Consider the following 12,177-nt stretch of genomic DNA (forward strand, 5'->3'; position numbering starts at 1 on the left):
CCTTTGCTTCTATTCCGTTCCCTCAACATTACCCGTGTCTTGCGTATCCCCAGGCGACGCAGAACCGTCGGGACTTTCTGTTCCCGCAGTATCTTCGGCAGGATTCAGCTGGATTTTTTTCGATCCGGCACGGTCGCCGTCATTAATTTGCACGCCGTCTACCGAGATAACGCTCAGATCGGCGCGACCGACATTAATATATAACGGCTGATCCAGGTCATAAGTGAAGACCGAACCGTCCGGTGCCGTTTCCGAAATAATCGCTTTGCCGGAATTGCTGCCTGAACGAACCTCAGTCCAGCTTGGTCCGCCCGTAATCTTGATCTCTACTTTATGAACTACGCCAGCGGGCGCAACATCGTAATGATCAACCTTGCCTACCTTGGACGAGAACGTAAGCGTCGTTGGCGATTGGCTCGGCGTTGGCGTAGGCGTTGCCGTTGGCGTAGTTGTTCCTGTTCCGCCATTCGCGGAATCAGGCGACTGGCTAGGCGGAGCTGGCGAAGCCTCATCCGTGATATTGGTATTATCAATCTCTTTCGGATCATTCGATTTCTGATTAACGAAATAAACCCATACCACAACAACGATGAGGATCAGGAACGACCACATCATTACGTTGAAGCCGAGCTTGCTGATCCGTTCGGAGGAACGGCTCTGGACCCTTTTGGGCTGTCTGGCCGGCACCGCTTCTACAATCTGATCGGTAACCGATGCCGGAATTTCATGCTGGTACAGACGCAGCACTTCGTCCGCGTCAAGGCCTACGGCTTCGCAATAATTTTTCACAAAAGCGCGTAAATAGAACGTTCCCGGCAGCACACTGTGATCGCCGCTTTCGATCGCTTCCAAGTAGCGCTTGCGTATTTTTGTCGTTTCTTGCACATCTTCAAGCGTTAGCCCGTGTTCTTCTCTTGCTTTACGCAGCAACGCTCCTAAATCTGACATGGGGTCTACTCCTCTCTGCTAGAATTCATTATCCGAATAATTGGCCGTGAATGATTCATATGTAATTTCTTCGTCTGGTGTATTACGAAGCTCAATAATCATATCAAAATGGCTGTAATCAAATTGTGATTCCTTGATGAAAATATCCGGATGCTCGATGACTTTCGTTGATGGCATGGCCATAATCTCCTGCAGCAACGAATAATGCTTCTCGTTCGAACGGATGGTGCTCACGATGCCGTCAATGATAAAGATGTTGTTGTCGTTCATCTCATCTTCGGACAGCTGGCTGCGCACGGTTTGTCTGAGCAGAGTCGACGAAACAAAGGTCCAGCGCTTGTTCGAGCACACGCTTCCCGCGATAATCGATTCCGTCTTGCCGACGCGCGGCATGCCACGAAGACCAATAACCTGATTGCCGTCTCTTTTAAACACTTCGCCAAGAAAATCAACCAAAATACCCAGTTCATCTCTTGTAAAACGGAAGGTTTTGCGGTCATCCGAATCACGTTCGATATAACGTCCGTGACGTACTGCCAATATGTCAACGATTGTTGGCGTGCGAAGCTTGTTAACCGTAATGTTATCCACTTTCTGAAGCATTTTGCCCAGCAGAACAATCTTTTCTTCATCATCCGTCTGAAGCAACATGCCGCGGGTACGGTCCTCTACCCCGTTAATCGTCATAATGTTCACTTCAAGCATCCCCAGCAAGGATGCGATATCGCCAAGCAAGCCCGGCCGATTCTTATGTATCTTGTATTCCATGTAATATTGCTGCTTTGATCCCATTTCACACCGTCCCTTGTTGTCACCAATCCCAATTGATTGACTCGCTTATAAAAATTTATTCTACAATTTTCGTCACATTCCTGCAACCTATTCGCAGACATTGCAGAAAAGCCTCCGATTTGGGAGGCTTTTCTGCAGATGCCAGCAATTAAGTTTGTTCGACCAGCTTCACCATCAGACCAGCTACGGTTTTGCGCTCATGCTCATCGCCGGCATCCCAAAGCTGCTTCAGTACGCGTTGCTGTTCATTTTTAGGATCAACCTTCTCGTCAAGGAAGGAACCGATCTCATAAGCCAGGTTTTTAATCGTTTCTTCGGACATCCCATTGCTTTTTGCTTGTGCTACGCGGTCCGACAGGAATTCTTTCCAATTGTCGAAACTAGAAAGGACGTTAGACATTTTATTTTCGCCTCCTGAATAAGTACATTTTGAGAAGAGTGCAGCACACTCAACAAATGTTATTCTGTGTAGAGGCGAGAAGGATTATACGAAAATCATCATTTTAAGTGTGCCAGCCGCCGTTAGGACTAATGATTTGACCAGTTATGTAAGAGGATTCCGGCAAGGACAGGAAGTACACGATTGAAGCTACTTCATCAGGTTGTCCAAACCGGCCCAGCGGTATTTCCTGCTCGAGCGCCGCTTTCTCCTCGTCGTTAAAGCCGCTCATCATCTTTGTGTCCACAGCTCCCGGTGCCACTGCGTTAACCGTAACGCCGGAGGGTGCAAGTTCTTTGGCAAGCGCCTTCGTAAAAGCGTTCATTCCGCCTTTGGTTGTTGAATACAGCACTTCGCAGGATGCTCCTGACATGCCCCAAATGGAAGACACGTTAATAATGCGGCCAAACCTGTTCGAGACCATGTTCGGCATAAACAACTGGCTGCACAAAAACATGCCCTTCAGATTGACGGCCATTACATCGTCCCATTCCTGCTCCGTCACATCCATCAGCATGCCATAATGAGAAATACCGCCGTTATTCACAAGGATATCCGGAAGCATATCATGGGCCTCCAGCTTTTCCTTCATGCGCGAGAGCTGCTCTTTGGAACGCAGATCGGCCGAAATCGTCATGACGTTCGCGCCAAGCCTCATGCACGCTCTTGCCGTTTCGTTCGCCGCTTCATGCGACTCCCGGTAATGAATGACGATGTTAAGTCCCTCCGCGGCAAAGCGCTGCGCGATGGCAGCGCCGATGCCGCGGCTTCCCCCGGTGATTAACACCGTCATTTGTTTGAAGGGTTTCATGAAACCGGTTGTTCGTCCGGCTTCTCGACGATTGAAATCGCCAGTTGATTAAAGTCGAAATGCTCACGGAGACGATCGTTTACCTGCTCCAGCGTGCATTTCTCATAGAGGGACAGCAAATCGAACATATCGCTGTCACGGAACCGGTAACGGGTAAATTCGCCGGCAATCGCTTCAGGGGAATTCAGCATCCGTAAATATCCGCCGATTTTTTTTCGTTTCGACCGTTCGAAAGCCGCAGGTTCAATCCCTGTGCGGAGGGCTTCTTCCACAGCCGTGCGAATCCGGCCAAGCAGTTCATCCGGATTTGGTGTATCTCCGCCAATGACCGAGAAAGCATAATCCGTGCTTACGTTAAATTCCGTTCCGAAGGAATCGGAGATTAAATTTTGCTCATACAAATCCTGATACAAAGCCGAGCTTGCGCCAAATAAAGCATCCAGCATCAGCTTGGAGGTCACCTCATGCAACAGCAGCGCATCCCCCGTAAGTCCCGTTTTCTTCTCCTTGAAGCCAAACATAACCTTTGGTAGAGAAACGGGCAGCTTTGTCACTTTTCTTGGATTCTTCACGCTCTCCGGCTCCTGCTCGAAGAATCGCTTGATCTCCCCTTGCGGCTTGAACGTCTTGCGCGCCTGATTATTGCGCACAAGCTCGAACACTTCCTCCGCCTTCACCCCTCCAACAACAAACAGCAGCATATTGGACGGATGATAAAACGTTTCGTAACAGCGGTACAACGTTTCCTTGTCGATCTGATAGATCGACTCGACAGTACCGGCAATATCAATATGAATCGGATGGTTGTGATACATGGCATCAATCAGGCCGAAGTAAACGCGCCAATCCGGATTGTCCTTGTACATATTGATTTCTTGAGCGATGATGCCCTTTTCCTTATCCACATTCTGATCCGTAAAATAAGGATGCTGAACAAAATCGATCAAGGTCTCAAGGTTGGCTGGAATCTGCTCCGTTGCCGAGAACAAATACACCGTCCGGTCAAAGCTTGTAAAGGCATTGGCCGAGGCACCCTGCGAAGCAAAGGTAGCGAATATATCCCCTGTTGGCTCTTCGAACATTTTATGCTCCAGAAAATGCGCTATCCCGTCCGGAACGCGGACTGGCTCGTCATTGCCCACAGCAAACTTATTGTCAACGGAACCGTATTTGGTCGCAAATGTGGCATAGGTCTTCTGAAAGCCTTCCTTCGGCAGGACGATCACTTCGAGGCCGTTATCCAGCACTTCGCGGTATAGCGTTTCCTGAACGCCTTTGTAGTCGAGTGTCTCCATTGCCGCTCACGCCTCCTTCTGGTCACGCAAAAAGTAAATCGTGTCAAGCTGCGCGAGCTGCGCAACCCGGACGATATCCTCTTCGGTTACCGCTTCAATCTTATCCAGCAGCTGCTGTGCCGTTCTTTCCTTGCCGGACAACACCGCGTTAAAGTCATACGCAATCATCTCATAAGCGGAATCCTGCAGCTCGCGCAAATGATTGGCAATCATCGCCTTGGTCTGATTCATCTCCAGGTCAGTAAGCTGGCCTTGGCGCATGCTCTCGAGCTGCTCCTTGATAATGGTGACAGCCTTCTCATAATTGGCAATCTCGATACCGGATTGAATAGTTAGCAAGCCTTTATGTCCATCGAGTCTCGAAGCGGCATAATAGGCAAGGCTTTCTTTTTCCCGGACATTGAGGAACAGCTTGGAATGCGGATATCCTCCCAAGATGCCGTTATACATCAAGGATGCCGCATAATCCTCATCCCCGTAGCCGACATTGGTCCGCAGTCCCAGATTCAGCTTGCCCTGGTTGACGTCCATACGTTCAACTACCGTTTTGACATTGCGTACTTCATGGCGCATCGAAGGCACGCTATAGCTTGCAGGCGTGCCTTCTTCAATCCGGAAGGCCTCCTTCGCAAGGGCAGCCACTTCTTCCATTGTCGTATCACCTACCACGTACAAATCAAATGCGGCCTCTCTCAGCCACTGTTGATATTGACTGTACAGGGATTCAGGCGTAATGGAGCTGATCTCATCCAGCTTGCCTAGCGGATGCAGGCGATAAGGCTCATCCGCGCACATCTCTTCCATGCAGCGTTCTGCCGCATAACGGATTTTATCGTTAACGATTGATTCCAATCGCTTTGTTAAGGTTTGTTTCTCTGCGTCCACATATTTGCAGCGGAATACTCCGTCTTCGGTTACCGGCTCGGTCACTACCTCGCCGAGGAACCGCAAGGATGAGCTCAGCAGTGGAACATCGGATGATACGAAGTGATCGTTAATGACGTCCATGCGGAATTGAACGATCTGGGAATCGCCTCTTTTATATACATCAAAGCCGAATCCGGCGCCATACAAATCATCCAGCTTCTCGCGAAATGCCTTCGTCTCGGGTAAAGACACCGTCCCCCGGCGCAGTACAAACGGGGCGAGTGCGGTCTTGGTTACAGCATTTTCAGATAAAGGCAGTCCGGCAAATAACGATATCGCAAACGTCTTGAACCGTTTGGTTGGCATTACATGCAGCCTGATCCGGCCTATTTGCCCTCTTTCGAATAGTGTCACTTCCGTTTGCTCCTTCCGAGTAAAATGGAATATAGTAAATGTATTCCATTTTCAAGCTTCCTATACCATTCTAACCGATACGAAATGGAAGAAGCAACCTGCCTGCCCAAGGCAGAAAGGCTGCTTCTCATAACGTTACATACAGAAGATATGCTTGCCGATTGTCTTCACTTGCGGTCTGGACCAGATCCATTTGGAGGTTGCGGTCTCAGGGTTAAAATAGTACGTGCAGCCGCCTGTAGGATCCCAGCCGTTAATGGCATCCTGCACAGCTCTGCGGGCCGTATCATTCGGAGTGAGCCAGATTTGCCCGTCCGCCACTGCCGTGAAGGCAAGCGGCTGGAAAATCACGCCCGATATCGTATTCGGGAAGCTTGGCGATTTCAAGCGGTTCAAGATAACCGCCGCTACGGCAACCTGTCCCTCGTAAGGCTCTCCGCGAGATTCTCCGTATACGGCATTCGCCATAATCTTCAAATCGCTTTCCGAAAGCCCCAGATTATTGGACTTGGATGGCGTACTGCCGCTCGAGGATCCGGAATTCGAACCGCTGTTGCTGCTGCCGGAGCCGCCGGAAGCACTGCCTGAATTCGCGGCAGACGGCTTCCAGCTCTTCGTTGCTTCCCACAGCTTAAGCTTGGTTTTTGCCCCAACCACACCGTCGGATTTCATTCCGAATTTCCACTGGAACCAGGTCACCGCGTTTTTGGTGCTGGTACCGAAGCTTCCGTCGATCGCACCGTTATAGTAGCCCAAATATTTAAGCCTACCCTGCAGCTCGTATACATCCGAACCGGAGGAACCTACTGTTAAAGTAGCATTGCTGAACGTTGCTTCCGCATCATCCTGCGAATATCGCTGGAGAGAATACATCCCGAACAATACCGTCACAATGATGGTAGTCACGACAATTAATCGATTTCTCATGTAGGAATCTGCCTTTCTCTTGCAAGTTAGTCCGCGATTAGCTGCGTTACCTAACTCTAGTATGAGAAGGGATTCCTGCTTCTATTCATCGTTAATTACCGGCACTGGCTCAGGAAGGAATTCGGCTTGCCTGGTATTGCTCAATGGACATCAGTACTTCGCGCGGCTTGCTTCCCTCATAAGGGCCAACGATACCGCGTGCCTCCATTTGGTCGACTAGCCTTGCGGCCCGTGTGTAACCAACCCGCATACGCCGCTGCAGCAGGGAAACGGAGGCCTGCTTCGCTTCAAGTACGATTTGTACAGCCTGATCGTAAAGCTCGTCCAATATTTCTTCCGGATCTGCCGATTCTTCCTCTACTTCCGGCACCAGATCCTCCTTGTATTCCGCTTCGGCCTGGCCTCTTGAGTACTCTACGAGCGCCTCGACCTCCTGATCGGACAAGAATGCGCCTTGCACGCGGATTGGCTTCGACATGCCAACCGGCAGATACAGCATATCTCCCCGTCCAAGCAGCTTCTCGGCACCGACCATGTCGAGGATCGTACGCGAATCGACCTGGGAGGATACGCCAAAGGCGATCCGGGACGGGATATTCGCTTTGATGACACCCGTAATAACGTCAACGGACGGACGCTGTGTAGCGATGATAAGGTGGATGCCTGCGGCGCGCGCCATTTGGGCAAGCCTTGCAATGGAATCCTCCACATCGTTAGAAGCGACCATCATCAGGTCGGCAAGCTCGTCAACGATTACAACGATATACGGAAGCACGGCTTTTGGATTCTCGGCCATTAAGGCATTGTAGCCTTCAATATTGCGCGTTGCGGATTTGGAGAACAGCTCATATCGCTTCTCCATCTCAACCACGATCTTCTTCAAGGCAAGCGCTGCCCTTCTTGGATCGGTTACAACCGGCGCTAGCAGATGCGGTATGCCGTTATAGACGTTGAGCTCGACCATCTTCGGATCGACCATTAGAAACTTCACTTCGTCCGGAGCTGCTTTGTACAAGATACTTGTGATAATGCCGTTAATACACACCGATTTACCCGAACCTGTTGCACCTGCCACAAGCAGATGGGGCATTCTTGCCAGATTGCCGATAATCGGCTGGCCCGATATGTCCCTGCCGAAAGCAATCGACAGCTTGGAAGGCGCATTCTGGAAGGTGGCGGTCTCCATCACTTCGCGCATGGTCACCATCGATACTTCCATATTAGGAACCTCGATTCCGATCGCTGATTTGCCCGGAATCGGTGCTTCCATCCGAATATCCTTCGCTGCCAATGCCAAGGCGATATCATCCGTCAGACTTACGATTCGGCTGACCTTCACGCCTGATGCCGGCTGAACCTCATAGCGGGTAACCGCCGGACCGCGCACCACATCTAGCACTTTGGCCTTTACGCCAAAGCTCTCGAGCGTGGCTTCCAGCTTCCGCTTCGAATCCAATGCATCCGCTCCGTCCCCGCCTCTTGCCATTAGGCTTGGTTTGGCGAGCAGGGAGAACGGCGGAAGCAAGTACGGCTTCTTGACCGGCACATCCGATACCGGTTGATGAACACCCGTTGTTGCGGTCTTATCGCCTTCGGCGATATCATCCGGGCTATCGGGATCCACTATAGAATCCGGAACAGCGGGCTCCGGATCATTCTGATCATACTCATCCGTATATTGCGCTGAATCGGCCACTGCCGGATTTGCAGCAAAATCCTCTTGCTCTTCCTCTTCGTATGTATCTGCCCGCGGAACAATGCGCGTGATAACAGGCTCTTCTTCTTCCTCAAACTCGTTGTAAGGCGGATAAACATTCTGGCGTTCAGGCTGCTGCTCCCAAGGAGGAAGCTCGTCCTCTTGCTGCCTCGCTGCCGAATCAGCACCGCCGTTGCGATCCCACTCTTCCTCCTCTGCCTGGGCATTCGCCCAGTGAGGCTTCGCGTTATTGTCCGGTCCTCCGTGATAATGCTCTTCATTCATGGACCAGTCGTCCTGAGCGGTCTGCGGTTCCTGCTGGCTGTTCTGCTCTTGATTCCGCCAGGAAAAGAACAAAGATTTCTTCCTTCTTGGCGGCAATGCCGCCGCGTAATCGTCATCGTCGTCATCATCGTCAATAGCGTCTGATTGAACAAAAACAGGCGGCTTCGCTACTGCCTTCGAAGATTTGGACGCGCTTCGAAGCGATGCGCTCTTCGACCATTTGGCGGAAAGCAGCTTATATAGCCGTATACTCTTGTCTCTTCCGATACGGGCAAGCTCCACGTAGGATTTGCCGGTAAGAAGCATAATGGAGATGGCGTACATCACGCCGGCGATCAGCTTGGAACCGAAATAACCAAACAGCGTAAACAACATGGAATATTCAATCGCTCCAACATATCCTCCGCTGATAGCCCGCTGGCTGATCGGCCTGTCGTCCGTCCCGTCAAAGGTCAACAATTCATCGCTCATATCCGTGGTCAGTTGGTGCAGGATCGCTCTTCCGGTCAAATCCGCAGTCGGAAGCAGCTTGCGGTCGATTTCCGCAATACTGCTCGATAACGTCAGAGCAAGCACAAACACAAGCAGGCCTGTCCGCCGATTCGTCCAACCGCGCGGCCAAGCCCTTTTGACCATGACAACCAATCCGACATAAATGCCTACCAATGCCAATACAAAATAAAACTTGCCCAGGAACAAGCCAAATAGCTTGGACAAGGAACGTCCAACAGTCGCTTCACCCGACATCGCTATAACCGAAACCGTAATTAGCAAAATACCGTAAACTTCATATTTTAATTGAGTTGCGATTGATTTCTTCTTCCGTCTTTTCTTAGCCAATGATCCGTCACCTCTGGCATACATTATACCATAGGTGGACAAATGTTCCTATTGGACATAAGAACCTTTGTGCGTATTTTTATTGCTCGGGGGGTTGTCCGAACATGACGAAATTACCCGGAGCAAGCTCCGGCTTCAAGTAATCGTCAAGGGAACATTGGAGCAGACGAACGATTTTCCCCATGCCTGGGGCTACCGGCTGGACTTGCATGAATATCCCGTTCACCCATACTTCCTGGCTAGGCGCCGGTTCACCGTGCAGACCGTCAAGGACAGCCTCAAGAGGCATTACCGTATAAATCGTCATTAGTTATACACTCCCGTCTGGGCAGCCGGCTTGCGCTCGGCAATTCGACGGTTCAGCTCCCTCAGAGCGTCCCCAAGTCCGCCTACGGCATCAATCAGTCCGTGCTTCACCGCATCCGATCCGATTACGGTTGTACCGATGTCTCTCGTCAACTCGCCCGTCTTGAACATCAGCTCTTTGAATGTCTCCTCCGATACATTCGAGTGCATCGTCACAAACCTCAAAATGCGCTCCTGCATTTTATCGAGGTATTCGAAGGTTTGGGGAACGCCAATGACAAGACCGTTCAGCCGAATCGGATGGATCGTCATTGTGGCAGTAGCCGCTATGAAGGACATATTGCCTGCTACGGCAATCGGAACGCCAATGGAATGTCCGCCGCCAAGCACTAATGTCACCGTTGGTTTCGATATGGACGAGATCATCTCGGCAATGGCAAGCCCCGCTTCAACGTCGCCTCCAACCGTATTAAGAACAATCAGAATGCCTTCGATCTTCGGATTTTGCTCTGCCGCCACAAGCTGCGGGATCAGATGCTCATACTTGGTTGTCTTATTTTGCGGAGGCAAAACAATATGACCCTCCACCTGTCCGATTATGGTCATGCAAAAGATGTTTGATTCCGCTGCGGGCGTAGTGGTTTGCCCTAATTGCTGAATCGTCTCTACGATAGAATTTTGCTTCTTCTTTTCGGCCTCTGCCGGATCGGGCTGCTGCGGTTGTTCGTCATTCGTGTAATTCAATGTAAGCTCCCCCTCATCTTGTTATAGCTCGTCATAGTATGAGGTGGAATAGCGAATTTATACCGGCATATCCGCAAAAAAGAACGTCCCGCAAAGGAATAAATCACTCCTCTTCGGAACGTTCTTGATTACGCTATACTTCCATAATAATCGGAAGAATCATTGGACGGCGTCTGGTCTGCTCATATAGGAAACGCCCGAGGGCGTCTTTTACATTCGTTTTTAGGGAAGCCCATTCATTTACTTTATCATGCATCAGCTTATTCAGCGTGGAAGTTACAATCTTGTTGGCTTCGTCCAGAAGCCCTTCTGATTCCCGAACATACACAAATCCGCGCGATATGATATCCGGACCCGATACAATGGAGCCTCCATCCTGCTTGCTGAGCGTGACCACCACAACCAGAATGCCATCTTGAGAGAGCAGCTTCCGGTCACGGAGCACGATATTGCCGACATCTCCTACCCCAAGTCCGTCAATCAGCACATTGCCGGCTTGCACCTTGGAGCCTTTGCGGGCCATACCGTCTTGAAACTCAACGGTTTCACCATTATCAATGACAAATATATGACTCCGGTCAATTCCTACATCTTCGCCTAACTGGGCATGCTGCTTGAGCATTCTGTACTCGCCGTGTATGGGAATAAAATATTTCGGTTTAATGAGATTCAGCATCAGCTTTAATTCTTCCTGGCTTCCGTGACCCGAAACATGCACCCCGGATACGGATCCTGGACCATAAATGACATTCGCGCCAAGCCGGAATAACTCATCCACGGTTCTTCCGACATAGCGCTCGTTCCCCGGAATTGGCGTAGCTGCGATAATAACCGTATCTCCAGGCAGGATATCAACCTTGCGATGCGTAGAGCGCGCCATTCTGGTCAAAGCCGACATCGGCTCGCCTTGACTGCCTGTGCACAGGATCACAACGCGGTCAGCGGCCAGCTTGTTTACTTCCTCCGGCTCTATGATCATCCCCTCGGGAATGTGCAGATAGCCGAGCTCGGAGGCAATGCTTACGACATTCACCATGCTGCGTCCAACAACCGCAACATAACGGTTCGTCGCAATAGCCGCATTGATCACCTGCTGCACGCGGTGCACGTTGGAGGCGAATGTTGCGACAACTACGCGCTGCGAGGATTTATGAAAGATATCTTCCAGCTCTTCCCCTACATTTTTCTCGGAGGGAGTATACCCTGGTCGTTCGGCATTGGTGCTGTCCGACAGTAAGGCGAGAACTCCCCTCTGGCCGATCTCCGCCATTCTATGCAAGTCCGCGTATTGGCCATTAACCGGAGTATGATCGAATTTGAAGTCACCGGTATGAACGATCGTCCCTTCCGGCGTATCCAACGCGACCCCTATGGAATCCGGAATACTATGATTTGTCTTGAAGAAGCTTGCCCTGATGGTACCAAGGTCTACTTCGGAATCTGCATGAATGACGATTCGCGTGGTCTCGCCAAGCAGCCCGGCTTCCTTCAGCTTGCTCTCAATTAAGCCAAGCGTCAGCTTTGTGCCGTAAACAGGAACATTTAACTGCTTAAGCACGTAGGACAAGCCGCCTATATGATCTTCGTGGCCATGAGTAATCAGAATGCCTCTTACTTTATCCCGATTCTCCAATAAATAAGAAATATCGGGAATCACAATATCGATGCCAAGCATATCTTCTTCCGGGAACTTAAGACCCGCATCCACCACAACAATATCTTCCTCATGTTGAATAACATACATGTTCTTGCCAATCTCGCCAACTCCGCCAAGGGCAAATACGAGCAGCTTATCCTGATTTTTCTTCGACAA

The 12,177-nt window shown here is 50.5% G+C and carries 11 protein-coding genes; all 11 read right to left on the reverse strand.

All coding sequences use genetic code 11. From position 1 onward, the window contains the following. Positions 1 to 9: 9 nt before the first annotated feature. The 11 genes from M3194_RS00700 to M3194_RS00750 all read right to left on the reverse strand — a co-directional run bounded on the left by M3194_RS00700 (position 10) and on the right by M3194_RS00750 (position 12,177). Positions 10 to 948, reverse strand: coding sequence for a helix-turn-helix domain-containing protein (locus M3194_RS00700; RefSeq protein ID WP_251651117.1), 939 nt, complete (start codon positions 946 to 948; stop codon positions 10 to 12). Between the two features lie 18 nt (positions 949 to 966). After that, positions 967 to 1,740 (reverse strand): DUF3388 domain-containing protein, encoded by a 774-nt coding sequence (locus M3194_RS00705; RefSeq protein ID WP_091181736.1) that lies wholly within the window; start codon positions 1,738 to 1,740, stop codon positions 967 to 969. Between the two features lie 148 nt (positions 1,741 to 1,888). Next, positions 1,889 to 2,140 carry a DUF3243 domain-containing protein gene (locus tag M3194_RS00710; RefSeq protein WP_251651118.1) on the reverse strand — a complete coding sequence of 84 codons (252 nt, stop codon included), beginning with the start codon at positions 2,138 to 2,140 and terminating at the stop codon, positions 1,889 to 1,891. A 103-nt stretch (positions 2,141 to 2,243) separates the two neighbouring features. Further along, positions 2,244 to 2,990: an elongation factor P 5-aminopentanone reductase gene (gene ymfI, locus M3194_RS00715; protein WP_251651119.1), complete on the reverse strand. Its 747-nt coding sequence runs from the start codon at positions 2,988 to 2,990 to the stop codon at positions 2,244 to 2,246. Continuing rightward, complete coding sequence (gene yfmH / locus M3194_RS00720; protein ID WP_251651120.1) at positions 2,987 to 4,285, reverse strand: EF-P 5-aminopentanol modification-associated protein YfmH; 1,299 nt, start codon at positions 4,283 to 4,285, stop codon at positions 2,987 to 2,989. The genes ymfI and yfmH overlap by 4 nt, the downstream gene beginning before the upstream one ends. Before the next feature lie 6 nt (positions 4,286 to 4,291). Next, positions 4,292 to 5,518 (reverse strand): EF-P 5-aminopentanol modification-associated protein YfmF, encoded by a 1,227-nt coding sequence (gene yfmF, locus M3194_RS00725; protein WP_285889088.1) that lies wholly within the window; start codon positions 5,516 to 5,518, stop codon positions 4,292 to 4,294. Between the two features lie 183 nt (positions 5,519 to 5,701). Beyond that, positions 5,702 to 6,493 carry a spore cortex-lytic enzyme gene (gene sleB, locus M3194_RS00730; protein ID WP_251651122.1) on the reverse strand — a complete coding sequence of 264 codons (792 nt, stop codon included), beginning with the start codon at positions 6,491 to 6,493 and terminating at the stop codon, positions 5,702 to 5,704. 109 nt (positions 6,494 to 6,602) lie between these two features. Then, entirely contained in the window at positions 6,603 to 9,314 is a 2,712-nt protein-coding gene (locus tag M3194_RS00735) for an FtsK/SpoIIIE family DNA translocase (protein WP_251651123.1), read from the reverse strand. 79 nt (positions 9,315 to 9,393) lie between these two features. Further along, positions 9,394 to 9,621: a YlzJ-like family protein gene (locus M3194_RS00740; protein ID WP_251651124.1), complete on the reverse strand. Its 228-nt coding sequence runs from the start codon at positions 9,619 to 9,621 to the stop codon at positions 9,394 to 9,396. Beyond that, positions 9,621 to 10,364 carry a ClpP family protease gene (locus M3194_RS00745; protein ID WP_251651125.1) on the reverse strand — a complete coding sequence of 248 codons (744 nt, stop codon included), beginning with the start codon at positions 10,362 to 10,364 and terminating at the stop codon, positions 9,621 to 9,623. Before M3194_RS00745 ends, M3194_RS00740 begins: the two co-directional genes overlap by 1 nt. 133 nt (positions 10,365 to 10,497) lie before the next feature. After that, a complete protein-coding gene (locus tag M3194_RS00750; protein ID WP_251651126.1) occupies positions 10,498 to 12,177 on the reverse strand; it encodes a ribonuclease J in 1,680 nt (559 codons plus the stop codon).

Source organism: Paenibacillus glycanilyticus (assembly GCF_023715145.1).
Lineage (GTDB): Bacteria > Bacillota > Bacilli > Paenibacillales > Paenibacillaceae > Pristimantibacillus > Pristimantibacillus glycanilyticus_A.